Genomic DNA, 24,295 nt, shown 5'->3' on the forward strand with positions numbered 1-24,295 from the left:
CTGATCATGACATTGAGATTTAGTTCAAAAAAATCCCCGCTAATTTCTTAGCAGGGATTTGTGTATAAGAGACAGCTTTAAGAGGCTTTTTAATCTGATAAAAACGATATGTATCATCTCCCAGTAAAAATAAAATAGGCTAATCATCAGCCTACCCTACATATTGTATTACTTTATATTTAAAGAAATAATAACAATGAAGATCGAGTGCTTTATCTACAACGTTTAATCAATTAATACCTCTACACTATTTAGTAGCTCGCATTTATTGTAAATCCACTTTACTTATAAAATACTGCTACAATAGCCGCGCTTAAAAACGTTCAAACACAAGGCACACTGTTATGGAAAAATTTGTTAATCACATTCAACTAGGCTACCTAGGGCTACTTCCTTTTTTAGGCTGCGTGGCATGGCCGCTTGTGTTTGGTAGTAACAGCGTTAACTTAGAATTTTTTACTTTTTACAGTATCGCCATTTTAGCATTTATGGCAGGTAACTTGTGGCGCGCCGGAGAGCAAAGCTATAGCAATGCAATTAAAGCGGTATTACCTGTTATCCCAGTTCCATTTTTATCATTTTTACCTGTAGAGTGGGCACTGGCGTGGCTAGGTGCTAGTTTTTGGTTAGTACTTATATTTGAAAAAGCCACTCCACAATGGAAAACCTATCATAAAGATTATCAAAAAATGCGCTTTGTGCTGACCTCCGTTGTATTTGTTTGTCACATCCTAACTATTGGTATGAGTATTTACCCTAAGTAACAGCTGTAAACTTAAATATTGCGTGGTAATAAGGTAATATCCGCGCACTGCTATTTGAGGACACACCATGATTGACCAATTACGCCAACAACTTGATGAACTTGGCGAAAACTACGTAGAAAAAAACGCGGCATTTAAAATCAAAGTGATCCCATTTTTTTGTGCTATACGCATTAAAAAAGATCATAAAAGCGAAGGTCGTTTAAGCTTTTATTCAAGTCAATTACTCGAAATATTTTTAGTCGTCTTATTTTTGCTATTTGGTTTAACACTGTACGATACAGATGCAGGATTTACCCACGGCCCTATTCATATTGCCTTTGCTATTTTAATTACCTTTAATCTTATTATTAAACAAATCGCAATTGAAGGGTTAAAAACCAGACTTGCGTTTCATCGTTTACTTGCAGCACAGTCTCAAAAAAGTACGCCTGATGCTGATAACACACCAACTAAACCGCTTTAATTTATGTATTTAGATCCTGATTGGCGAATACTCACTGTTGGCGATGGCGACTTATCATTTTCGAGCGCCATACATAACAACGTAAAGCCGCACACATTAGTGGCCTCTACCTACGATGATGCAATCACTATTGAGCAAAAGTACCAAGACAATGCGCTTAACGATTTAAAAGCGCAAAACGTTGCCGTACTTAATAGCTTTGATGTAACAAACCCTGCGTGTTGGCAAACTCTAAGTGCAAATCAGCACAGCTTTGACGTGGTTATTTTTCAGTTTCCGCTTATACCTGCGTTTGTTGGCCGTGAAGCATTTGAAAACAACACGCGCCAAACCAGCATGAATGTACTTAACCGCGCTTTACTGCACCAATTTATTAAATACGCGAACGAATTTGCGCTTGATAAAAAGGGCCCAATGCTTTGTTACATAACCTCTAAAGACGTAAAACCTTATCGAGAATGGAATATAGAGGGGAGTTTAAATAACGGTTTAAACGCTGATTATTTAGGCCAAATCCCATTTGATATTAGCCATTTTGAAGGTTATAAAATTCGTAATGTTGACCGCGACAAACACGTAAAAGACACCAGCGGCATAACTTACGTTTTCAGCCCAAAAAGTATTGATACACATACTAGCGAGTTAAGCTCACGTCTTACCAAACCTGCATACTTAACACCTAACCATTGCTCCCTTTGCCGCGTTGGACCTTATATGGCAAGCGAGGACGAAACCAAGCATCTAAACGCTAAAAAGCATCAGCAAATGCTACATCTTGAAAGCGATTGGCAACAATGGCTAAATGAGTTTTATAGCTAATTAATAGCCCTACTACAGTTTATTTAATTACACCTTTTCGTGTTTAATTAAATCAGCCACTTTTTCAGCAATCGCAATTACCGGTGCATTTGTGTTGCCGGTAATAATGGTAGGCATAATCGACGCATCGACTACGCGTAAGTTACTTACCCCGTGTACTCGCAAATTAGTATCGACTACCGCCATTGGATCCTGCCCCATTTTACATGTCCCTACTGGGTGATATTCGGTATCTGCAGTTTGACGTATAAACTCAATTAATTGCTCGTCATTATTTATATCAAGCGGGTAGACCATTTTACCGCGTATGTTATCAAAAGCTTTGCTTTGCATAATAGTGAGTGTTTTTCTAAGGCCAGCAAGCATTGCAACTAAGTCATCTGAGTGGCTTAAGTAATTAGGGTCAATAAGTGGAGCACTACGTGGGTTGCTGTCGGCTAATGTAATAGTTCCTCGGCTTTTAGGCCGCATAATACTGCTGTGTATACTGTAACCATGCCCAGCGTGCAATTTACGACTATGATCGTCCACCAGCCCTATTACAAACTCTAGCTGTACATCGGGCGCAGGTGAATTTTCAAATAACTTAATAAACGCATGCGACTCTGCAAAATTACTCGTTAATCGCCCTTCTCGCTTACTAAACCAGTTAACGCAGCCTTTAAAAATGCTAGCAATACCAAGTGGGCTTATACCGAATGTACCCTTGTTTGTTTTTGATTTATAAAGTGGCACTACCGTTAAGTGATCTTGTAAATTAGCACCCACACCTTCTAGTACGTGTTGAGCTTTAATATTATGAGCGCTTAACTGAGCTTTAGGGCCAATACCCGAAAGCATTAATACCTGCGGTGAATTAATAGCACCGGCGCTCAAAATCACTTCTTTATTAGCAAGTAAATCTATTACTTTGCCGTTTTTTTCTATTTGCACACCTTGGGCGGTTTTATCATTAATTATAATTTTATTAACGTGACTTTTAGTCAGTACCGTTAAGTTAGCTCTATTTAAGTTAGGTGTTAAATACGCTTTAGCGGCGCTACAACGCTCGCCATTATGTTGAGTCACTTGTGAAAGCCGTGCACCTTGCTGCTCTGCACCATTAATATCGTCGCTTAAATTAACGCCCTGCTCTTTACAGCCGTTTAAAAAACACTGGTTAATTGCACTTGGGTTATTAAGATCTTGCACATGTAAGGGGCCATCAGTGCCATGCAGCTCATTATTTATAAAGGTTTTATTGTTTTCAGCTTTAATAAAATACGGGAGTAGACTATTAAAATCCCAGCCTGTATTACCAAGCTGTGCCCACTGGTCGTAATCGTATTTAGTACCGCGAATATAAACCATCGCATTGGTAGAGCTCGACCCACCCAGCACTTTGCCACGCGGGACAAATCCACACCGATTATTTAACTCTTTTTGAGGTACTGTATTGTAATGCCAACTATTAATACCGTAAGGCACACTTGCCGCTATACCCGCTGGCATTTGTACAAATGCGCTTTTATCGCTGCCGCCTGCTTCAATTAAGCACACACTTACATTTTTATCCTCCGACAAGCGCGATGCCATCACGCAGCCACCACTACCTGCGCCAATCACAATGTAATCAAATGTTGTATTGTTCATGGTGTACCTTAATAAAAGAGTTAAACGACCTTAACAGTAATAGTGCATAGAAAAACTCAACAAAACTTGATATTTTTAGACATCTTTTATTTGAGGTTAACCATGAGCAGCCTAATCAGAGCCACGTCATTACAAGGTATAGACACGCTAATTAGCGAATTTGGCGGCGATCCGCATCAAATAATGCAAAACTGTAATATTAATAACGTTGACTTTAAAAATCTCGATAACCACTATTTGCCTTATCGAGATTACGCTGAGTTATTAGAATACTGTGCTTGTGAGTTCAATTGCTCTAGTTTTGGCCTTAAGCTCGCAAGTAGACAAAATTTTGATATTTTAGGACATATTGCAATAGCAGCCAAAAGCAGTACTAATTTAGGTGATGCACTTAATTGGGTAATTAAATACCTTTACTTGCACAGCCCTGCACTTAGCTTAAACTCGCACCCTTTAGAGAGTGATAAAAGCGTGTTTTTATCATTCGAAATTAATTTAAAACCATTACCGCACATTAACCAAGTAATTGAGCTAACCATTGGATTAGCACTGGCTGTTATTAAAAAGCTGAGCAATAACCGCTGCAAACCAATTACTATATTTTTGCCAAAAAAATTAAGTACTAATACTCGTGCTTATAACACTTATTTTGGTTGTAACGTTACAGAGCATCGCAACAGCGCTGGCATTGTAATCTCAAAAAGTGATTTAACTCTTGAGCTTGATCACCCTGAACTAAATAAAGTACAAGCAGCGCTAAGCTTCTTGGCAAAAAACAAAGAACACACACAACCATTCCCCAACCAAGTTAGTGCATTAATTAGGCCTATGCTTCCTATTTATCAATGTAGTAACCAAACTATTTCAGCTGCGCTGGGTATGCACCCGCGTACTCTGCATCGAGAACTTATCAAACATAATACGAGCTTTGTAAAACTTAAAGATGCCACTCGTCGCGCTTTAGCTGCACACTATTTAGCGCAAAACCAATTTACAATATCAACCATATCTGAGCTTTTAGGGTATCAGGAGCAAGCAACGCTAAGTGTTAATGTTAAGCGCTGGTTTGGTTGCTCACCTCGAGCATATAGAACTAAAAAAATGTTAAACTAAACACTCTTATTATTTTTTATTTAAGCTAGGGAGTGAGCATGAACTTGGTTATTGTTGGCACCAATTTTATTAGCGACACACTGTTAGCCGCTGCAAATACATTAAACGATTTTAATTTATACGGGGTGTGCTCGCGCGCTGTATCAAGCGGCGAAACATTTTTAGCCAAACACCCACAAAACACACAAGCAAAAATTTTTACCTCAATCGAACAAGTATGCCAAGATCAAAACGTTGATGCTGTCTACATAGCCGCCCCTAACAGCTTACATAAACAATATGCCGTTATGTGTTTACAAGCTGGTAAACATGTCCTTGGCGAAAAACCATCAGCAGCCAATTCTAAAGAACTTGCAAGCATTATTACTACAGCAAAAAAACATCAGCGCCTATACATGGAAGCCATGATGACCACTCACCTGCCAAACTTTGCACTTTTGCAAAAGGCAATGGTAAAAATTGGCACTCCACGTAAATATATTGGCCAGTACAGTCAGTATTCGTCGCGTTACGATAAGTACAAAAATGGCGAACGCCCAAATACATTTTTACCTGAGTTTGCTAATGGCGCATTGGTCGACTTAGGTATTTACCCACTGTATTTATTAATTGCACTGTGGGGAGCGCCAAAAAGCGTAAGTGCCAGTGGCGTATTACTTGATACAGGTGTAGATGGCGCGGGCGATGTATTACTAAACTACGCAGATAAACAAGCCGTTATTAGTTACTCTAAAATATCGCAAGGCGACAACATAACCGAAATACAAGGCGAGCTTGGACGCATACGTATAGAAGCCGTATCGCAACTTAAAAAGGTGGAATTTATTGCTAATAATGGTGACGTAGAGGTTATATCCCAGCCGTTTGATGAGCACTTTATGAAATACGAAGTTGAACACTTTATGGCATTAGTGAAGCAAAATATCCTTGAGTCACCTGTTAATACACATATTTTAGCCAGTAACGTAATGAGCGTACTTGATGAAGCCCGCAAACAACTTGGGGTTGTGTACCCTAACGACTAATTAAATAAAATATGGGCGTTAACCAACGACAGTTAACGCCCATAAAAAAGCTATTTAAGCTTTCGTACAACTACACACCTTTATAAAAACGTTTAAAAAATAACGATCCCCATCCATGGGCAATCAAATAAGATGTCTTAGAAATAAAAATACTTCCGCAACAAATTTAACACCAACAACTTAAACTGACTTATTACCAATATTTATTATCTGATAACCTTAAAACTAACCTAACACATAAAAACATTACCAATCAAGCTGGCCAATTGCATTATTTTAAACTAAATTGGTAATACAAGAATGCAACCATTGGTGTATAGTGGTTTTTAACCATAACATCGCGTTAGAATTTTGACATAATAGTGAATTTTGAGGTAACCTCTGGTATTCACAGTTGGTTTTGACTTTTAGGCCCCAGAGGCCACTATTCCTTAAGGTAATGAAGGTAAAGTATGGGTAATCGTCGCTTATTTTGGCGCATAGTTGATAAAATTGAGTCTTTAATAAATCAAGGCGAATTTTCTGCTGGGAGTCGTTTACCACCTGAACGTGAACTTGCAGAAATGTTTGATGTAAGTCGCCCTACCATTAGAGAAGCTATTATCGCATTAGAAGTACGTGGCCGAGTTGAAGTTAAAACCGGCTCTGGTGTTTACGTAGTAGAACAAAAAAATGCATCTATAAAATCAAAAGAGATCAGTGCATTTGAACTTACTCAAGCTCGCGCATTAATTGAAGGCGAAATTGCCGCTTTAGCTGCTCAAAGCATTACAGAAGAAGAACTAGAGCAACTAAATAAAACATTAATTGCCATGGAAAAAGGCCTTTATGTTGAGCAAGCCGACCGTGAGTTTCATGAAATTATAGCTAGAGCAACGCGCAATAAAGCACTTGAATTTGCAGTGTCTAACTTGTGGGATTTACGTTTAACAAACCCACAAATTGTTGCTGACTATGGCAGTGTGTGTAAAAACAATAACGAGTGCGTTATGGACGAACACACCGCTATTTATACAGCCCTAAAGTCGCATGATGCAAATGCAGCGCGCACCGCAATGCACAAACATTTTAACCGCTTAATTAATGCTTTATTTGATGCCGTAGAATCGCGCGCACTTGAAGAAATTAAACGCAAAAATGATGAAAAACGAGGCCTTTACTCGCTTGACGGCTTAGTTAATAAAAGAGCCCACTAAGGCCTTTTAACCAACTTATTAAAGTTAGCAAGCGCCTGTTTGCTAACTTTATCGCTTACTTTATTTACTCGCCCTATTAATATACTTTTAATTGCGCTATTTTTGGTCGCAAACACTTACCTATAAATTTAAAAAAAGATACTATGCCGCCATTAATATCGAGCGGGTTTAGTTATTACACTCACCTGCATGACTATTTAACCCGAACTCTGGTTATTTATACAATTGATAGAGTTACTCAACTCAAGGATAAAAATGCAAGCATCTTCAAAAAGTTATTTACTGGCTATAGTGTGTGTACTGCTTGCTATGATGACCATTCAAACGGGCGCGTCATTTGCAAAGCAGCTTTTTCCTATTGTTGGCCCTGAAGGTACAACTGCCCTTAGGCTTGGTTTTTCTGCCTTTATACTTTGCTTAGTGTTTAAACCTTGGAAACACTTACCTACTTCTGGTAATCGTATTCCTATAATTGTGTATGGTTTAAGTTTAGGCGGCATGAACATTTTGTTTTATTACGCCATTGAACTTATTCCGCTAGGTATTGGTGTAGCGCTTGAATTTACAGGCCCGCTTGCTGTTGCCTTGTTTTCATCGCGCCGTAAACGTGACTTATTTTGGGTTGCCTGTGCTATTGCCGGTATTTTGCTTCTGCTTCCTGATATGAGCGGCCAAGACAGCCTTGATCCATTGGGTGTAGCGCTTGCGCTTGGTGCTGGTGCATGTTGGGCAGGTTATATATTATTTGGTAAAAAAACGGGTACGCAAAGCTCTGGTGGAGCCACTGTTGCATTGGGTATGACTGTTGCAGCAATTGTACTTGTACCTTACGGCGGTATTATGCAAAGTGCCGCGTTTTCATGGGAAATTATTCCTCTGGGTATTGGTATTGCTATTTTATCAAGCGCATTACCTTATACTCTTGAAATGGTTGCACTACGTAACATGCCCTCGCAAGGGTTTAGCGTAATGATGAGCTTAGAGCCTGCAATTGCTTCGCTCGCAGGGTTTATTATTTTAAGTGAGTTACTTACTTTATGGCAGTGGCTAGCTATTTTACTTGTGAGAGTTGCATCTGTTGGTAGCTCGTTTTCAAACGCAAAAAAACAGGTTGCTTAAATAAAAACTGTAATCGACTAATTCTAAAAAATAAAGCCACCGCGTAAGCAGTGGCTTTTTTGTAGCAACGTAATTAGCTTACAGCCTTACTTTGCTTGTTAGTTGTAACCAAATACCCAATCAACGAAATAAGCGGCATACCCGTAGCAACCAGGGCAATACCTGTCCAACCACCTGCTTCATATAACGGGCTGGCAATAAGCGACCCCACTGCACCACCTACAAATATACTGGTCATGTAAATAGCGTTTAAACGTGCTCGGCTTTGTGGCTCTAGTGCGTAAACTGCGCGTTGCCCAAGTACCATATTGGCTTGCACAGCAAAATCAATAAACACACCCGTTAACGCTAAAATTACTATCCCGTAAGGTAAATCAAACAAACTGGGTAAAAAGCAACCAGCTGCTATAACTTTTGCAAGTAAAGAGACCTGATGTGTATAGCCTTTGTCGGCCAAACGCCCAACAATAGGGGCTGCTATAGCACCTGCCGCACCGACAAGTGCAAACAGTGCTATTTCTGATTGCGATAAACCATACTCACGCGCAAGCACTATCGGCACGCTCGTCCAAAACAAGCTAAATGATGCAAACATTAACGCTTGAAAAAGAGAGCGTTGGCGCAGCACTGGTTGGCTTATCATTAACTGTTTAAGCGATTTTAATAACTTAAAGTACGTGGTTTTATGAGTAGGCTGCCTACTTGGAATAGCAAAGTAAATTACACTCGCAATAAACACCATACACCCTGCTGCAAAGTAAAATACAGCGCGCCAACCAAAGTGATCGGCTATTAAGCTCGATATAGGTCTTGCCAGCAAAATACCTAGCAGGAGACCCGCCATAATATTGCCAAGCACCTGCCCGCGCTTCTCGTCAGACGATAGGTGCGCAGCAAGTGGAATAAGCACCTGAACAGACACCGAGCTTATACCTATCATCAAACATAAAATAAGCATTACATTAGGTGAGTCAGCCAGTGCTGTGCCTATTAAACTCAAAAACGACACAGCGAGCGTTATAAGCATTAAGCGTTTGTTTTCTATTAAGTCAGCTAAAGGCACTAAAAAAAACAAACCTAAGGCATAACCTATTTGTGTAAGCGATACGATAAGGCTGGCACTATGCGAGCTTAATCCCACCTCTGGTGCTAGTAACTCAATAATAGGTTGAGCGTAGTAAATATTGGCAACAATAAGGCCACAACACAAAGCAATAATAGTGACGAGTGTATTGCTAAGTGGTTGTGGTGAAACGCCTGTTTGAGTCATGTGTGTCTCTACTTTATAAAAATAATAAAACCCAACCAGCAAACGCGGGTTGGGTTTTTACAAAAAACTAAACTTTACTTTATTGGCGATGGCTGCCCATGTGGGCTTGAGCGTAAATACTGTTTAGGTGCAGTTACTGTAGCGCCAAGCTCTGCAGCTGCATGCCACGGCCAGTGCGGATTATATAAAATACCACGCGCAAGTGCTACGCCATCGGCTTGCTGCTCATTAATAATATCTTCAGCTTGTTGCGCCTCAGTGATTAAACCCACGGCTATTACAGGCATTTTAACAACGTCTTTTATAGCGGTTGCAAACGGTACCTGAAAATTAGGTTTTACTGGTATTTGTTGCTCAGGGCTTAAACCCGCCGTACTTACATGAATAAAATCACAGCCGAGTTCATCAAGCGCTTTACTAAGCACTATCGATTGCTCTAAATCCCAGCCACCTTCAACCCAATCGGTTGCCGAAATACGCACACCTACCGCTTTTTCACTAGGGAATACCGCGCGTACCGCTTTAAACACGTCAAGCAATAAACGCATTCTGTTTTCTAAGCTGCCACCGTAGTTGTCATCGCGCTTATTTGAAAGTGGCGACAAAAATTGATGTAACAAGTAACCGTGCGCACCATGTAACTCGATTAAATCAAGGCCGAGTTCATCAGCGCGTTTGGCTGCACTTACAAAGTCTTTAATTAATGAGTCTATGTCGTCTTGGCTCATTGCTTTTGGTACTGGGCTTTTATCGTCGTACGCAACTGCCGAAGGTGCAAGCGTTTGCCAGCCATTAACGTCATCAGGTGCAATAGCATCGCCACCGTCCCATGGTTTTTCAGTTGATGCTTTGCGCCCAGCATGCGCCAACTGAATACCAATAGGCATAGGGCTATATTGTCTTACTGCTTTTAGGCTTTTGCCCAGGGCTTGCTGGGTTTCGTTATTCCAAAGCCCTAAATCGCCGTAGCTAATACGCCCTTCTGGGTTTACTGCTGTTGCTTCTAAAATTAGCAATCCTGCACCACTCAAACTCAATTGGCCCAAATGAATAGTGTGCCAATCGCTAGCAGCGCCATTGTTTGCTGAGTACTGGCACATGGGTGCAATAATAATACGGTTATCTAACGTTACTTGCCCAAGTGATAAAGGCGAAAATAGTTGGCTCATTGTTAATCCTTAAAAACACGCACAAAAAAGTGCGGACAAAACAAAAAAGAGTATACGAAGCGGCAATCAAACACGCTCACTCAATAACTTACACAGTTACTTATAAATACGACTACCACTCTTAATGGGGATAAAAACACACTTTAATAGTGCTGATAAAAGCATAACTAATGACATTATAAACTATCAATTTTAATGTAATAATTTGTTTAACGAGCGCGTCATAAAGCCATCTTTAAAAAATGAATGACTATTTACCTTTAAACAAGGGTGTGATTTTTAACCTAACTGTACCTAATAGCACTAAGCTATTGCTTATATTGCCTATTAACTAAATAAAAACCCCACATACAAACCATATTTATTCTACAAAAGTGAATTAAAATTCAATTTAGATATTCCAAGCTACTTCACTCCCTGATAAACTGCTTAACTTAATTTACTAATGTAAAACATTTGAACTGGGGATCACTTTTTATGTTTAAACCAAGCTTGTTAACCTTGGCTATTTCGAGCGCTGTTTCTAGCGTATTTTTATTGCCTAATGCCGCACTTGCTCAAGAAGAAGTTGCAGCTAAAAACAAATCACTCGAAGTAATCGAAGTTACAGCAACAAGGCGCAGCGGCTCTGTGCAAAATGCACCGCTAAATATTACAGCCCTTGATGCAGATATTATGAAAGATCAAAATATCAATGAGCTTGCGGATGTAGCACGCTGGGTACCTGGTTTAACAATTACTGATCAAGGTGGCCGCTCAGGCTCGCCTATTATTGTTCGTGGTTTAAATACTAATTCATCTGGTCCATCATCAGATGGCGGCACAGTATCTACTTACATTAACGAAATTCCTGTTTCGGTAGATATGCGCCTAGTAGATATTGAGCGTGTTGAAGTATTAATTGGGCCACAAGGCACCCTTTATGGTGCAGGCACATTAGGCGGTGCAATTCGCTACATGCTTAAACAGCCTGAGCTTGATTTTACATCGCTTGAAGTATACGGCGACCTATTTCAAACAAAAGAAAGTGACTCTTTAGGTGGCGAAGGCGGTTTTATATTTAACCTTCCTATTATCGAAGATAAATTAGCAGTACGCGCCAGCTTAAACGTATATGAAGATCCAGGTTTTATCGATTACGGTTACGTAGTACGCGAGCCAGGCGTATCGTTGCCAGATCCAGATTGGAGCGATAGCTCAGCAGTTAATAACAACCTTAAAAATGTAAAAGACGCCAACGGCGAAACCACCACTACTGGTCGTATTTCTGTTCGCTTTAAACCAAATGAATCGTTTGAAGGTACGCTTAACTACTTTTACCAAAACCAAGACAGCGAAGGTCGCTCGATTGTTCATTACAACAGCCTTAATGCAAACAACGGCTTAAGCGACGTAATAGGTAAATACGAATCGGCTTATCGCTTTGAAGAGCCTCGCGAGAAAAAAGATCAATTACTAAGCCTTGAACTAAAAGCCGACCTAGGTTTTGCAGAGCTCGTATCAGCAACCGGTATTTCGAGCTTTGATGCCGACGGCCAACGCGACCAAACAGACTTACTTATTCGTCTTGATTACGGTTATGAAGAGTTTCCTTCGTTTTCAACGTTTACCCGTGAAATTGACGAAGAAGATACCTTCACTCAAGAAATTCGCTTAGTGTCGCAAGGCGACAGCGACTTTAACTGGATTGTGGGTGGCTTTTACAACAAAACAGAAACCGAAGCGTCAAGCCGAGAGTTTACGCCTGGGTTTGACCAATTCGCTATCGATAACTTTGGTGGCGAGCAGCTAAGACCTGACTCATTAGAATACTTAGAGCTTACAAAAAGTACCGTCACTGAGTCTGCACTATTTGGTGAAGTTGGCTACCAAGTTACCGACAAATTAGATGTGACCATTGGTGCCCGTTTTTACAAATACGATATAGAGTCGCAAGCGGCTTTTGACTTCCCGCTAGCAAATACATTGTATGGTGGAGTAGATCCTGATGTAACCACCGTTGCATACGAAAAAGACGAAGCAGGCGATAACGGTAACTTATTTAAATTTAATGCTAAATACCAGTTCACTGACTCAGTAATGGGTTATGTAACAGTAAGTGAAGGCTTTAGAATTGGCGGCTCAAATGGGTTAGTGTCTTGCCCTGATCCAATTATTGAGGATCAACAAACAGGTTGTGGTAAACCTGACGAATTATTGTATGAAGCCGACACCACAACAAACTACGAGCTAGGCTTTAAAAGTACATGGTTTAGAAGCCAACTACACTTTAACGCCGCGTTATTTAACGTAGATTGGGATGATGCACAAATTACGGGCGCTACAGATATAGGTCAATTAACGTACCTTTCAAACGCAGGTAGCGCTAATGCAAAAGGGGTAGAAATTTCAACCCGCGCTATTTTATCTGACTCGTTTTCGGTTTACGCTACGTACGCTTACACAAAAGCAGAACTAACATCAGACGCACCATTTTTGTTTAATGCCGATGGTACCGGTGGCGCAGAAGACGGCGACCGTTTGCCAGGTTCGCCTGAAAACCAATTTTCGATGGGTGTAAACTATCAAACAGACGTGTTTAACGACAAAACGCTTGATATTAACTACGGTTTAACCGCGCAAAGCGACGTGCTTTCAAGAGTAGGACTTCGTGATAACGGCGAAACACTACCAGGTTACAGTTTGAGTAATATATCAGCTAAATTAACGGCTGATGCATGGTCAACTACGCTATATGTTGATAACCTATTCAACAAATACGCGGTTACATCCGTTCGTCGCTCAGATGCAGATATAACATCAGCTAATGGCGCCGACATACAACGTAACTACGGCCATTACATTAATCGCCCGCTTACGGTAGGTGTTAAATTTAACTACAAATTTGAAATATAATTTATAGTAATTTTTAAACAATGTTTTAAGGCTCAAATTTATTTGAGCCTTTTTATTTTCTTTTACAAAATAATAATTACCAAAACCATGCAGCCAAATTTAAAGCAACTTCATCAAAGCGCAATACACTCCCTAAACCAAGGTAAAATAGAGCAAGCACACAAAGCCCTAGTGGAGTTAGTTACACTCAAACCAGACTTTGCTGATGGGTATTTTTTGTTAGCTATGGTTAATTTAACTGTTGGGCAAATACACAAAGCAATAAAGCTCATCGAAAAAGCTCTTACCCTTGGCCAAAGTATTGAATACACCGCGCAACTTGCTAAATGTTACGCACTTACTGGCGAATTACAAAAAGCAAAAAACACCGCACTATCGGTGCCATTAAAACAAATAACTAAAGCCCTTGATGCCGACACACTTGGCGTTGCACTTACTCAAGCAGGCATTCACGAACACGCACTTAACTACTTTGAGCGCGCTATTAAACTGGCTACAGCGGCTAACAAAGCTCAATCCCCGTTTTATTATAACTACGGTGTAAGCGCTAAGTTTTTAGGGCTATTTGATAAAGCCCAACACGCTTTTGAAAATGCCATAGCGCTTAACCCGCTGCATCATCAAAGTCATTTTGCATTAAGTGATTTAACTAAAGTAAGTAAGCAAAACAACCATATTGAACGCTTAAAAAACGTGTTTGAGCAAGTAACACACCCCGATGCAAAATTGCATATAGGCCATGCACTCGCAAAAGAGTATCAAGATACTGGTGAATATTCAGAGGCTTTTAACGCGTTAGAGCAAGGTAAAGTAGCAAAACGTGCTGTGCAGCCGTTTGATCATAAAAGCTCAACTGAGTTATTTGAACATATTAAACGCTTAAGTGAACAGCACACACAAGCGCTAACACAGGGTAACCCAACGGCCGAACCTATTTTTGTATTAGGTATGCCCCGCTCTGGCACCACATTAGTTGAGCGTATTTTATCGAGCCACAGCGACGTGCAATCAGCCGGTGAATTACAAGACTTTGGCCTAAGCGTTAAAAAGCTAAGCCAAACACAAACACCTCACGTGCTCGACACTCAAACGCTCAGTAAAGCCTACGAGCTTGATTTTAATCAACTTGGGTCAACCTATTTAAACGCAACACGCGTAATAACAGGCAGCCATAAGCACTTTATAGATAAACTCCCGTTTAACTTTTTTTATATCGACTTAATAACCAAAGCACTGCCAAACGCCAAAATAATTTGTATGCTGCGCGACCCAATGGACACCTGTATTGGCAACTATCGCCAGTTATTCACCATTAATAACCCCTACTACGCGTACTCGCTCGATTTACTCGACACCGCTAAATTTTACAGCCGTTTTTACAAACTAATGCAGCACTTTAGCGCCCTGCACAGCAATATAAAATTAGTAAAATACGAAGAGTTAGTCGCACAGCCCGAGCAGCAAATAAAAGACTTAGTGAGCTTTTGTAACCTCGAATGGCAAGAACAGTGTATAGACTTTCACTTAAACACCGCACCGGTTTCTACCGCAAGCAAGGTGCAAGTACGCCAACCACTTAACAATAAAGCAATTGGCCGCTGGAAAGCGTTTAAGCCGAATACTGATGAAATTGAAGATTACTTTTTAAAGCAAAATATCAGTTTTGAGTAAAGGTTTTATAGCTTAGGAGTTAGGTGTGTGAACCAAGAATAACCCGCTTGTGCAAGTGTAGGTCGGATAAGCGAAGCGCCATCCGACACAGTAAAACACCTGGCCAATTATTATCAATATTTTATGTTGTCGAGTGAATAGAGAGTGCCAATAGCGAACCTTCAAGGCGTAAATCTGAAACTCTGTTGGGTGGCGCCTTCGGCTTAACCAACCTACCTTTTGACGTAGGTCGGATAAGTGGCGAAGCTACGTCATCCGACAAAAATGATGAATTGACTAGCAACAACACGACTTACCGCGTTTATGTTGTCGAGTGGCCAGAAAGTGCCATAAACTGAAAGTGGCAAAAGGCAAGACGCGACCCCATTATCACTGCTTGATTAAAAGTGTAAATGAGTCAAACGAACAAAGTGTTACTGCACTTATAACCTTGATAGACGTTGATTTACAACAAGGACAAACAGCGCACTCATATTATGGGACCTATATTAACGTTAATAATAGATTTTAATGCACTTTGTAACTTTTCATTTAACGGTTTCGGGTAGACTTCAATTAAAGAAACGGAGTCACATTTCTGAAAACTACAAAATGGTATAATGGCGTCTACAAAGGCAGTAATGACTGACGCTTGATCAAAGTTATGCTGCTCAAAGTTATGTTGCTCAAAATGTAGTGATTTAATCTCTAAATGAGATGTTTTTCTATGCACTTTACAATCCATACGACCAACAAATTCACCGCGATAAAGTAGCGGTAAGCAAAAGTAACCATACTGTCGTTTCACTGCAGGAACATAACATTCTAGTTGATAGTTATATTGAAAAAGCAACTTGAGCCGATCACGTTGAATGACACTATTATCGAATGGCGAAAGGATCAACATTCGGTTATTCAGACGGGGAAGGGGCCGTTCAATCGCCTCGGTTTCCACTAACAATATTTCACCGCTACTCATTTGCACTTGTTGTAAAATGTTTTGCACTAATCGTTCATCTACCAAGTTTTTCACTGCGTTGCGCAATTCGTTATCTCGACGTAAATAAGTCAAGCCTTTAAGTGAGGTAACCCCCAAGCAGCGGAACTGTTGATCGACAATGTGCGTGGCCAACTCATCCATACTGGGCATTTTTAAGTTTACCTCAGAAGGTAATACCCGTTCAGTTAGATCATACGTTTTTTGGAAACCTTCTCGGTTACTAACCATCAGGTCACCTTCCATATACAACTGTTCAAGTGCCTTTTTCGCAGGTTTCCAATCCCACCAACCTGCACGCTTTGTAGCATTTGACTCTAAATCTCGAGATCGCAACGGACCGTCGATACGTATGCGAGTTAATAATTCTTGCATCAGCTTGCTATCACGCTCTTTATGCCAATGAATTTGACCATTTTTAATCGCGTGTTTGTAAGGTAATGAGAAGCGAAAATCTTTAATCGGTAAAAAAGCGGCAGCGTGAGACCAGTACTCAAAAATGTCTTTATTGAGTAATAACTGATTGGTCATAGCGGGTTTGAAATTAGGTACTCTAGAGTTAAGAATATGATGATGAGCACGCTCTACCACCGAAATAGCATCAATCTGTACGTAACCAATATGGTTAATTGCATTACACGCACCAGCCAAACCACTGCCAAAAGCTTGTGTTTGTAGCAAACCTTGTGCTGACAGGGCAAGGCGGCGTAAACGCGCTAGCTCTTGAGGGTGTTTAATTTTAATCATATTTTCCTAAGAGATAATTAACGAGTATCCGTGCAACGTGTAAACCTAAACCTATTTTAAGGGGTTTGGTTTAAACCGAGCTCTTTTTGTTTTTTCTTTGTCAGGCCCAATGAAACAAGCCGATAAGACTCTTTAAGGTAATATGATAAGTCGTTATCAGTATCATCGTTGCTTTCGTAGTGTTGTATCCATTTCATTCCACGAGAAGCAAAATACGGTGCAGGCTTATAGCCAGGTATTTCACTGAGAAAATGAAAATTCAGTTCAGATGTTTTAAAAATAAAGGCTGGTTTATCACCTCCTCCCAACCCTCCTCCCAATCCGCCGATAGCAAAAACCTTTCCGCCGACTTTCCATACATGAGAGTTATGCCATTGGACCACATATGAGGTTGCTTCTAATGCGCGACAGAAATCATTAAATTCTTTATAGTTCATATTGTCGATCTTCGTTTGTATAGTCTATTGGCTATAGAGCCCATTATATGGACTTATAAATATATGAGCTCGCTTTATATTTTAGCGATAACGCGCATATAACCTACTGGCTAAAAATACGCCAATAAGCATTTCAAACCATGCGATTGGGACCAAAGTAACTGCCATTTCCCACGTTCCTAATCCTGAGTTTACAGACCCTATCCAAAAAACACCCAGCGTTGCCATGCAAGTAACAGTGGCTGATATAACGATCGATTTTACATTCTGACCAAAGCTTTGAGCGCACAACCAGTAAATAAATACCAAGGTACTCGCCAGTATCGTGTCCCATATTCCCCATATCAATGCATTACTGACAGCCATTGGTCCAACGACTAACTTTCCGGCATAGAAGGCCTCCATCATAGGAAACGCGACTAAAATAGCTCTTGCTACCTCGGCAACGTGGATCCAAATACTCGTTAGTAACATAACGACGATAAATTGCTTAAATTTTAATGTGTTATTCATAAATATCGTGTCTATTCTGATTTTTTATGGCTAATTAAAAGATAGATTCTGTAATGCATGCAACAATCTAAATTATTGAACTAAGAGTAACCAAAAATAGAATTCAAAGCATGATCAAGGACTGACTTTAATTCATCTTCAACCAGACCTACTTTTGCTTGAACAGCCAGCCCATAACTTACTGATAAAAGATAGTTAGTCAGTTTTTGAGCTGTTTGGCCTTGGGGCATATCCGTCTTCGCAATGCCAGACGCGAATAAACCTGTCAATGTTTGCTGAGTTTCTGTTCCTAATTTCTTCATATAAACAACCGCATCTTCTGGAAACGCAACACTATCTGATTCATTAACACTCTTTACAAGCAAACATCCACGGGGCGTTTCATCGCTGGTGAATAGCTCAATAAGTCCATAGAAACAAGCTTGTAACCGCGCTTTTAATGTTGCATCTGAGGGCTCTACTAGGTGTCTGTAGTTAACTTCTACATATTGTTTTTGATAATGTGCCAAAGCATCTTTGAACAATTGCTCTTTATTGACAAACGTTCCGTACAAACTCGACGTATTAATGCCAAGTTCAGAAGAAAGATTAGCAACAGAAGTACCCGAGAACCCATTGGCCCAAAATAACCGCATCGCTTTATCTAAAACGACTTCTTTATCAAACGCTCTTTTTCGTCCTGCTTTCACTCTGTGGCCCTTAAAAATAATATTAATTAACTCTATTTTGAAGCAGTCACTTCAAAATGTCAATTCGCCCTATTGACATTACAAAGTGATCGCTTCACAATTAACTCAATTCTGAAGCGATCGCTTCATAAGTATAAAATAAGTGAACTAAAAATGTTTAAAAAATTCGTACAAATTACTGCTCTATTCAACTTTCCAATCGCACTAGGCATGATTATTTCAGCGCTGATGGCACCTCAAGCAGACACGTTAATTATCACGGTGGTATTGGGCGTATCTTTTATGCTTATGGGCGCTGCGTTACTTTGGGCTACTTCAGACATTAAAACCCGTGCCCCTCTTATTGTTTGGAACGGATTGGTAAGAATGGTCGGCTTTATCATTGTTACATATGCCGCTTCATTAGGCTTGGCACCAAAGATCTTTGTCTATATTTCTGTCATGGATCTTATTACCGCCTTTGTTTACATCATTGGCAGTATGCGAGCATCCGAGCAGCCCTTTAAATCCCTATTTTTAGGCAAAACTCAGTAACTTATAAATTAATAATTTTAGCATTGATAACATTAACTTAAATAAACTACTTTTCAGGAGAAATATTATGACGATTAAAGCATTAAGAACACCAGAAGAAAGATTCTCTGTATTACCGGCCTTTCCTTACCAACCTAACTACATTGATGATTTAGCTGGTTTTGAGTCTTTACGCATGGCCTACATCGACGAGGGTGATTCCTCATCTGAAAACACTTTTTTATGTTTACACGGTGAGCCTTCATGGAGCTACTTATATAGAAAAATGCTTCCTATATTTACGGGCGCTGGTCATCGTGTTGTTGCGCCTGATTTGTTTGGCTTTGGTCGTTCAGATAAACCCGTTGATGAATCGGTTTATACCTTTGATTTTCACCGTGATAGTTTAATGCGATTAATTGAACGCCTTGATCTGAAAAATATTACGTTGGTCTGTCAAGACTGGGGCGGAATTCTAGGGTTAACAATCCCAATGGATATGCAAGATCGATTCAAAAATTTGATTGTTATGAACACGGCAATATCGGTGGGTGAAACCGCCCCTGAAGGGTTTTATCAGTGGCGAGATTTCTGCGCAAATGCCCCTGAAATACCAGTCGGTGGTTTATTTGCCTGTGACGCAGGGCCAGCCGTATCTGTGATGGATGTTATAGCTTACGATGCGCCATTTCCAGATAACAGCTATAAAGCAGGCGTAAGACGCTTTCCCGCCATGGTGCCTGTCGAGCCAACGATGGATGGTGTTGAGCACGGAAAACGCGCAAGAGAGTTTTGGTCAAAAGACTGGAACGGTCAAAGTTTCATGGCGATAGGCATGAAAGATACAGCTTTAGGCGAAGGCCCAATGGAGTACTTAAGAAGCTTTATTAAAGGCTGCCCTGAGCCCTTAAAAATTGCAGAAGCAGGACACTTTGTTCAAGAATACGGTGTTGAAATTGCAGAAAAAGCGCTTGTTCACTTAGAAATGAATAATAAATAGGCTATATCCAATGAATACAAATATAGAAAATAAAGTGATTGTTATAACGGGTGCAAGCAGTGGTTTAGGTGAAGCAACTGCGCGTTTTCTGGCTCAAAAAGGTGCTAAAGTCGTATTGGGTGCGCGTCGTAGTGAAAAACTAGCAGCTATCGTAAATGATATTCGTGCTGAGGGTGGCGAAGCTGAATATGTCACGATGGATGTCACCAAATCCGATCAGGTTAAAATGCTTGTCGACAAGGCGATTGAGACTTTTGGACGCTTAGATGTCATGGTCAATAATGCCGGCTTGATGTCAATTGCTCCGATGGCTGAGGTTAAGGTTGATGAATGGGATCGCATGGTCGACATTAATATCAAAGGGGTACTTTACGGTATCGCCGCTGCACTTCCCGTGTTTACCAAACAAAATAGTGGTCACTTTATTAATCTCGCTTCCGTTGCTGCACATAAAGTTTCACCGGGTTCGGCTGTCTATAGCGGTACAAAATTTGCGGTTAAAGCGATAACAGAAGGATTGAGAGCGGAAGTGGGTGGCAATATACGTACAACGCTATTATCACCTGGCTTAATTGATTCTGAATTAAAATTCGGTAGTTCGGATGAAGCCACCTCTCAATTTGTTCAAGATATTTATAAAGTCGCTATTCCAGCGTTATCTATTGCTAAAGCTGTCGCCTATGCGATTGAACAACCAGATGATGTCGATATTAACGAAATTATTATCAGACCAACAATTCAAGACTTCTAATCTAATGTGAGTTGATCCTGCCTTTTTTGTATTTTGTTTGGCAGGTCAACGTGAAACAGTTGCTTTAAAAGGTATAAAAAATGAAAAAAACACTCATTATTGGCGCTAATGGCCAGATTGGTAAAATAGTGGTTGAGTTGCTTCACAATCAGGATCGCCCAGTGCTCGCAATGGTTCGTAGCAAACAACAAGCTGAGAAGTTAGAAAATATGGGTGTAGAGGCTGTTGTTGGCGATCTTGAAACTGATTTTGAACACGCTTTTAAGGACTGCGATAAAGTAGTATTTAGTGCAGGTTCTGGCGGTAATACAGGCGACGATAAAACACTTCTAATAGATTTATGGGCAGCAAAAAAAGCAGTTGATTATTCTTTAAAGGAAGGTATACAACATTTTGTAATGGTAAGTGGTTTAGGCGCACAAGACCCTGACGAATTTGAATCAGAAATAAAACCCTATTTGGTGGCAAAGTATTTTGCCGATCAGTACCTATTATCCAGTGGCCTAAATTACACCATTCTTAGACCGGGACTCCTTACTAATGATAAAGGCAACGGGCTCATAACAACCACGCGTTCGACTTCTACGAATGATTTATTCATTAGCAGAGAAGATGTCGCTAAATCAATAGAGTATTACATTAATCGTGACGAAGTCAGTAACCAGATATTTGAACTTTATCATGGTAATGAAGTAATTAGCTCGGCATTAACCGCTAGCAATTAATTTATAACCAACGATTCGCTAACCACTATAAAATAATATATTAGCGAAAGAAGCTATTAATATTAGAGTTTTAAATAATATGCAAAACTACCTTCAAGAAATAGAAACAATCACTTCTAAAGCAGGTGAAACCGTTCCTTTACAAAGAAAAGCTTTTGAAAGAGGTTTTTCTTTTAAACACATGTCTTTTTATGAACAACTAGCGATATGGAGTTATATCTGGACGAACACCAAAGTGTATAGAGCTGAAATGTTTTGTTTGTATTTCTTGGAGGAGCATATTAAAAACAAAGATGAAATGCTGGCCGCTTGGCCAACGATTAAATTATGGCAAGACAAAATTAATCGATGGGAAACAAGCGATGGCATTTCAAAAATATATGCTCAATTAGTAGAATATGATGCAGCATTAATTTTGCCAACGTATAAAAAATGGAATACGTCTACAAACCCATGGCATAGAAGACAAAGCATAGTGGGTTTACTTTATTACAGCGCTCATAGAAAACACTATTTACCTTTTCAAGTACTTATAGATTTGGTAGCACCTTTAATTTCTGACCACGCTTATTATGTTGAAAAAGGAGTGGGTTGGACACTTAGAGAAATAGGAAATATATACCCTAAAGAGCAGGAAGAATTTCTATTTGAAAACGCAACTAAAATATGTGCTTATGGATATAGTGCAGGTACAGAAAAATGGGATAAAACAAAACGGGAAAAACTGAAGCAAATTAGAAAAGCAGCAAGAGTTTTAAATCGCAAAAATTCAATTTAAACATTTAAAAAGGAATAAATATGTCAAACAACAAACCAATATCAGCAGCGTTTCCTTTTGAATCTAAATTTCAAGCTGTATTAGATTCTAAAATGCATTATGTCGATGAAGGAGACAAAAGTTCTAAAGATACTTTTTTACTCATACACGGAAACCCTACATCAAGTTATTTATGGCGAAACATCATTCCGCATGTAAGTCCGTTAGGTCGTGTAGTTGTTCCCGATCTTATTGGAATGGGTAAGTCTGACAAGCCCGATATAGACTATACATTTGAAGACCATATTACCTATTTAGATGCGTTTATTGAAAAGTTAGCCTTAAAAAATATCATTATAGTCATTCAAGATTGGGGTTCTGCTTTAGGTTTTAACTATGCCAATCAGCATAGAGAAAATATAAAAGGGATTGTTTTTTTTGAAGCTATGTCTCAAGTTTCTTATTGGAAAAATACGACTAAAGAGACAGAAACATTATTTAAAAAATTTCGTGACCCTGCAGAAGGGCATGAAATGATTGTTAAAAACAACTTCTTTATTGAGGCTATGCTACCCATGATGGCGGGCAGAGAATTAACTCAAGAAGAAATGGACCATTACCGAGCGCCTTATTTGGAAGAAAAGAGCCGTAAACCACTGCTTATGTGGCCTGGTCAAATTTCGTTTGATGGCGTCCCAAAATTTACCACTGACATTGTTAATTCATATAATGAATACCACAAAAATTCAGATGTGCCTAAGTTGTTATTTTATGCAGAGCCAGGACTAATTATTAATCGAGAATTAGGTGAGCATATCGCTGAAACGTGGAAAAATATTACTGCAGTAGATTTAGGTGAAGGAAAGCATTATCTACAAGAGTCGCATCCACACGAAATTGGTGAAGGTATTGTCGATTGGTATAAAAAAGTTATTAAATAAACACTAATTATAGGGCTAGTGGTCAAATAGAAAAAATGCTTAAGCGTTATATTGGGTAGACTACGGAACCATGAGCAGATTTATTTGACCGCTATAATTTGACACTATAATTTGACCACGACAAAGAAAGTACCGATGGCAGCTAAATTATCCACGTTTGAAGCAGTTGATGGCTCTGCTACATTATATACCGCCACCAAAAATAGCCTTAGATGCACGGCTATTAAACTGAGAACAGGTGGCGTTTGTTTATATAGTCCAGTGTCAGGCCTCAGTGAAGAGGCTAAAGATAGCCTAATCGAATTAGGCGAAGTCCAATATCTACTCGCCCCTATACCTACCATAATGCTGGTTTGATAGAATACTCAAAAGCCTACCCCAAAAGCTCATTTAGTGGCATCTGAGAGTGCTCATGCACGCTTGACTGACAGGACAGGGCTAACGTTCAAAGAATTATCATCGCTAGCCAATGCACTACCAGAAGGACTTACCCTAGAAGAACCCAGTGGTTTGAAAAATGGTGAGGTTTGGCTTATAGAGTCAGCGCAGATTGGCTATATTTGGCATGTTGTGGATGCCTTTTCGGGCCAAAAACATACTGAAGGCCCAATATGTGACATTGTAAAAATGGTTAAAGTATTTCCTAATTTTGGTATTAAAGATCGAAAAGTCTTTGCCAGCGCGGTAATGCAACTTATTGAAATTTCACCGCCTAAAATTTTACTTCCTTGTCATGGTGCTTTAATTAAGTCACCTGATCTAGCTGATAAGCTCCGTAATTTAATACTAGAACTTGGCTAGAGAAAAACGATACTTGTGTAATTTTAAAATAGTATCATTTGAATTAAATCATAGGTCTGGCTACTCATTTAGAGATGAATTTTCAAGTCGCTTTATGCCCATTTCCGCCTTAGGAAGCTAATCCACAGTCGCTCCAAAGCGCCTAAAAAACCAAAAAATTATAGCTAATATTAATTAGCTATAATAAAGACTACTTTTCCCAAGCAAATTTTTGAAAAGGTTTATCTACTGGCGTTTTTGCAATGTGATTTACCAGAAGAAGTGCACCTAAACCCTGAACGTGAAACCGTTAAAGTGGAGAGTGCA

Annotated in this window: 23 protein-coding genes; 16 read left to right on the forward strand and 7 right to left on the reverse strand. The window is 39.7% G+C overall.

What is annotated here, in order from left to right; translation table 11 throughout:
- The first annotated feature begins 344 nt into the window (after positions 1 to 344).
- From I6F54_RS16300 to I6F54_RS16310, 3 genes are all read left to right on the forward strand, one after another.
- On the forward strand, positions 345 to 764 hold the full coding sequence (locus tag I6F54_RS16300) for a DUF3429 domain-containing protein (RefSeq protein ID WP_165729525.1): 420 nt from the start codon (positions 345 to 347) through the stop codon (positions 762 to 764).
- A gap of 67 nt (positions 765 to 831) precedes the next feature.
- On the forward strand, positions 832 to 1,230 hold the full coding sequence (locus tag I6F54_RS16305; RefSeq protein ID WP_197142305.1) for a hypothetical protein: 399 nt from the start codon (positions 832 to 834) through the stop codon (positions 1,228 to 1,230).
- A gap of 3 nt (positions 1,231 to 1,233) precedes the next feature.
- On the forward strand, positions 1,234 to 2,049 hold the full coding sequence (locus tag I6F54_RS16310; protein WP_197142307.1) for a class I SAM-dependent methyltransferase: 816 nt from the start codon (positions 1,234 to 1,236) through the stop codon (positions 2,047 to 2,049).
- A gap of 27 nt (positions 2,050 to 2,076) precedes the next feature.
- Here the strand turns inward: I6F54_RS16310 and I6F54_RS16315 are convergent, their stop codons facing one another.
- A complete protein-coding gene (locus I6F54_RS16315; protein WP_197142309.1) occupies positions 2,077 to 3,681 on the reverse strand; it encodes a GMC family oxidoreductase in 1,605 nt (534 codons plus the stop codon).
- 102 nt (positions 3,682 to 3,783) lie between these two features.
- On the opposite strand from I6F54_RS16315, the gene I6F54_RS16320 reads away from it, so the two are divergent.
- From I6F54_RS16320 to I6F54_RS16335, 4 genes are all read left to right on the forward strand, one after another.
- On the forward strand, positions 3,784 to 4,794 hold the full coding sequence (locus I6F54_RS16320; protein WP_197142311.1) for an AraC family transcriptional regulator: 1,011 nt from the start codon (positions 3,784 to 3,786) through the stop codon (positions 4,792 to 4,794).
- Positions 4,795 to 4,832: 38 nt separating this feature from the next.
- Positions 4,833 to 5,819 (forward strand): Gfo/Idh/MocA family protein, encoded by a 987-nt coding sequence (locus I6F54_RS16325; protein WP_197142313.1) that lies wholly within the window; start codon positions 4,833 to 4,835, stop codon positions 5,817 to 5,819.
- 452 nt (positions 5,820 to 6,271) lie between these two features.
- Positions 6,272 to 7,015: a FadR/GntR family transcriptional regulator gene (locus I6F54_RS16330; protein ID WP_165729530.1), complete on the forward strand. Its 744-nt coding sequence runs from the start codon at positions 6,272 to 6,274 to the stop codon at positions 7,013 to 7,015.
- Between the two features lie 255 nt (positions 7,016 to 7,270).
- Positions 7,271 to 8,134 (forward strand): EamA family transporter, encoded by an 864-nt coding sequence (locus tag I6F54_RS16335; protein WP_197142315.1) that lies wholly within the window; start codon positions 7,271 to 7,273, stop codon positions 8,132 to 8,134.
- 73 nt (positions 8,135 to 8,207) lie between these two features.
- Here I6F54_RS16335 and I6F54_RS16340 read toward each other — a convergent pair whose 3' ends face one another.
- Both I6F54_RS16340 and I6F54_RS16345 read right to left on the reverse strand, forming a co-directional pair.
- Positions 8,208 to 9,404 carry an MFS transporter gene (locus I6F54_RS16340; RefSeq protein WP_197142316.1) on the reverse strand — a complete coding sequence of 399 codons (1,197 nt, stop codon included), beginning with the start codon at positions 9,402 to 9,404 and terminating at the stop codon, positions 8,208 to 8,210.
- A 74-nt stretch (positions 9,405 to 9,478) separates the two neighbouring features.
- On the reverse strand, positions 9,479 to 10,573 hold the full coding sequence (locus I6F54_RS16345) for an NADH:flavin oxidoreductase/NADH oxidase (protein WP_197142317.1): 1,095 nt from the start codon (positions 10,571 to 10,573) through the stop codon (positions 9,479 to 9,481).
- Between the two features lie 477 nt (positions 10,574 to 11,050).
- On the opposite strand from I6F54_RS16345, the gene I6F54_RS16350 reads away from it, so the two are divergent.
- Both I6F54_RS16350 and I6F54_RS16355 read left to right on the forward strand, forming a co-directional pair.
- On the forward strand, positions 11,051 to 13,468 hold the full coding sequence (locus tag I6F54_RS16350; RefSeq protein WP_165740024.1) for a TonB-dependent receptor: 2,418 nt from the start codon (positions 11,051 to 11,053) through the stop codon (positions 13,466 to 13,468).
- An 87-nt stretch (positions 13,469 to 13,555) separates the two neighbouring features.
- Entirely contained in the window at positions 13,556 to 15,139 is a 1,584-nt protein-coding gene (locus I6F54_RS16355; protein ID WP_165741147.1) for a tetratricopeptide repeat-containing sulfotransferase family protein, read from the forward strand.
- 469 nt (positions 15,140 to 15,608) lie between these two features.
- Here I6F54_RS16355 and I6F54_RS16360 read toward each other — a convergent pair whose 3' ends face one another.
- The 4 genes from I6F54_RS16360 to I6F54_RS16375 all read right to left on the reverse strand — a co-directional run bounded on the left by I6F54_RS16360 (position 15,609) and on the right by I6F54_RS16375 (position 18,501).
- Entirely contained in the window at positions 15,609 to 16,862 is a 1,254-nt protein-coding gene (locus I6F54_RS16360; protein WP_197142318.1) for a winged helix-turn-helix domain-containing protein, read from the reverse strand.
- Between the two features lie 56 nt (positions 16,863 to 16,918).
- Entirely contained in the window at positions 16,919 to 17,299 is a 381-nt protein-coding gene (locus I6F54_RS16365; protein ID WP_197142319.1) for an MmcQ/YjbR family DNA-binding protein, read from the reverse strand.
- Between the two features lie 81 nt (positions 17,300 to 17,380).
- Positions 17,381 to 17,812, reverse strand: a complete 432-nt coding sequence (locus I6F54_RS16370) for a hypothetical protein (RefSeq protein ID WP_165728947.1) — start codon at positions 17,810 to 17,812, stop codon at positions 17,381 to 17,383.
- 80 nt (positions 17,813 to 17,892) lie between these two features.
- Positions 17,893 to 18,501 carry a TetR/AcrR family transcriptional regulator gene (locus tag I6F54_RS16375; RefSeq protein WP_165728948.1) on the reverse strand — a complete coding sequence of 203 codons (609 nt, stop codon included), beginning with the start codon at positions 18,499 to 18,501 and terminating at the stop codon, positions 17,893 to 17,895.
- A gap of 153 nt (positions 18,502 to 18,654) precedes the next feature.
- On the opposite strand from I6F54_RS16375, the gene I6F54_RS16380 reads away from it, so the two are divergent.
- From I6F54_RS16380 to I6F54_RS16410, 7 genes are all read left to right on the forward strand, one after another.
- The gene (locus I6F54_RS16380) at positions 18,655 to 19,035 is read left to right on the forward strand and encodes a hypothetical protein (protein WP_165728949.1); all 381 of its coding nucleotides are present in this window, start codon (positions 18,655 to 18,657) and stop codon (positions 19,033 to 19,035) included.
- 67 nt (positions 19,036 to 19,102) lie between these two features.
- The gene (locus I6F54_RS16385) at positions 19,103 to 20,014 is read left to right on the forward strand and encodes a haloalkane dehalogenase (RefSeq protein ID WP_110924242.1); all 912 of its coding nucleotides are present in this window, start codon (positions 19,103 to 19,105) and stop codon (positions 20,012 to 20,014) included.
- A 10-nt stretch (positions 20,015 to 20,024) separates the two neighbouring features.
- On the forward strand, positions 20,025 to 20,765 hold the full coding sequence (locus tag I6F54_RS16390) for an SDR family oxidoreductase (RefSeq protein WP_165728950.1): 741 nt from the start codon (positions 20,025 to 20,027) through the stop codon (positions 20,763 to 20,765).
- An 80-nt stretch (positions 20,766 to 20,845) separates the two neighbouring features.
- Positions 20,846 to 21,490, forward strand: coding sequence for an SDR family oxidoreductase (locus I6F54_RS16395; RefSeq protein ID WP_165741145.1), 645 nt, complete (start codon positions 20,846 to 20,848; stop codon positions 21,488 to 21,490).
- 79 nt (positions 21,491 to 21,569) lie between these two features.
- On the forward strand, positions 21,570 to 22,268 hold the full coding sequence (locus tag I6F54_RS16400; protein ID WP_165728952.1) for a DNA alkylation repair protein: 699 nt from the start codon (positions 21,570 to 21,572) through the stop codon (positions 22,266 to 22,268).
- Between the two features lie 20 nt (positions 22,269 to 22,288).
- Positions 22,289 to 23,188, forward strand: coding sequence for a haloalkane dehalogenase (locus I6F54_RS16405; RefSeq protein WP_165728953.1), 900 nt, complete (start codon positions 22,289 to 22,291; stop codon positions 23,186 to 23,188).
- Between the two features lie 393 nt (positions 23,189 to 23,581).
- Complete coding sequence (locus I6F54_RS16410) at positions 23,582 to 23,989, forward strand: hypothetical protein (protein WP_165742160.1); 408 nt, start codon at positions 23,582 to 23,584, stop codon at positions 23,987 to 23,989.
- Positions 23,990 to 24,295 lie beyond the last annotated feature (306 nt).

This window comes from Pseudoalteromonas sp. SWXJZ10B (assembly GCF_015864475.1).
Taxonomy (GTDB): domain Bacteria; phylum Pseudomonadota; class Gammaproteobacteria; order Enterobacterales; family Alteromonadaceae; genus Pseudoalteromonas; species Pseudoalteromonas arctica.

Excerpts from the sequence above, each read along its gene's own strand:
- I6F54_RS16300 (WP_165729525.1), top strand. The coding sequence starts at position 345 with ATGGAAAAATTTGTTAATCACATTCAACTAGGCTACCTAGGGCTACTT.
- I6F54_RS16305 (WP_197142305.1), top strand. The coding sequence starts at position 832 with ATGATTGACCAATTACGCCAACAACTTGATGAACTTGGCGAAAACTAC.
- I6F54_RS16310 (WP_197142307.1), top strand. The coding sequence starts at position 1,234 with ATGTATTTAGATCCTGATTGGCGAATACTCACTGTTGGCGATGGCGAC.
- I6F54_RS16315 (WP_197142309.1), bottom strand. The coding sequence starts at position 3,681 with ATGAACAATACAACATTTGATTACATTGTGATTGGCGCAGGTAGTGGT.
- I6F54_RS16320 (WP_197142311.1), top strand. The coding sequence starts at position 3,784 with ATGAGCAGCCTAATCAGAGCCACGTCATTACAAGGTATAGACACGCTA.
- I6F54_RS16325 (WP_197142313.1), top strand. The coding sequence starts at position 4,833 with ATGAACTTGGTTATTGTTGGCACCAATTTTATTAGCGACACACTGTTA.
- I6F54_RS16330 (WP_165729530.1), top strand. The coding sequence starts at position 6,272 with ATGGGTAATCGTCGCTTATTTTGGCGCATAGTTGATAAAATTGAGTCT.
- I6F54_RS16335 (WP_197142315.1), top strand. The coding sequence starts at position 7,271 with ATGCAAGCATCTTCAAAAAGTTATTTACTGGCTATAGTGTGTGTACTG.
- I6F54_RS16340 (WP_197142316.1), bottom strand. The coding sequence starts at position 9,404 with ATGACTCAAACAGGCGTTTCACCACAACCACTTAGCAATACACTCGTC.
- I6F54_RS16345 (WP_197142317.1), bottom strand. The coding sequence starts at position 10,573 with ATGAGCCAACTATTTTCGCCTTTATCACTTGGGCAAGTAACGTTAGAT.
- I6F54_RS16350 (WP_165740024.1), top strand. The coding sequence starts at position 11,051 with ATGTTTAAACCAAGCTTGTTAACCTTGGCTATTTCGAGCGCTGTTTCT.
- I6F54_RS16355 (WP_165741147.1), top strand. The coding sequence starts at position 13,556 with ATGCAGCCAAATTTAAAGCAACTTCATCAAAGCGCAATACACTCCCTA.
- I6F54_RS16360 (WP_197142318.1), bottom strand. The coding sequence starts at position 16,862 with ATGATTAAAATTAAACACCCTCAAGAGCTAGCGCGTTTACGCCGCCTT.
- I6F54_RS16365 (WP_197142319.1), bottom strand. The coding sequence starts at position 17,299 with ATGAACTATAAAGAATTTAATGATTTCTGTCGCGCATTAGAAGCAACC.
- I6F54_RS16370 (WP_165728947.1), bottom strand. The coding sequence starts at position 17,812 with ATGAATAACACATTAAAATTTAAGCAATTTATCGTCGTTATGTTACTA.
- I6F54_RS16380 (WP_165728949.1), top strand. The coding sequence starts at position 18,655 with ATGTTTAAAAAATTCGTACAAATTACTGCTCTATTCAACTTTCCAATC.
- I6F54_RS16385 (WP_110924242.1), top strand. The coding sequence starts at position 19,103 with ATGACGATTAAAGCATTAAGAACACCAGAAGAAAGATTCTCTGTATTA.
- I6F54_RS16390 (WP_165728950.1), top strand. The coding sequence starts at position 20,025 with ATGAATACAAATATAGAAAATAAAGTGATTGTTATAACGGGTGCAAGC.
- I6F54_RS16395 (WP_165741145.1), top strand. The coding sequence starts at position 20,846 with ATGAAAAAAACACTCATTATTGGCGCTAATGGCCAGATTGGTAAAATA.
- I6F54_RS16400 (WP_165728952.1), top strand. The coding sequence starts at position 21,570 with ATGCAAAACTACCTTCAAGAAATAGAAACAATCACTTCTAAAGCAGGT.
- I6F54_RS16405 (WP_165728953.1), top strand. The coding sequence starts at position 22,289 with ATGTCAAACAACAAACCAATATCAGCAGCGTTTCCTTTTGAATCTAAA.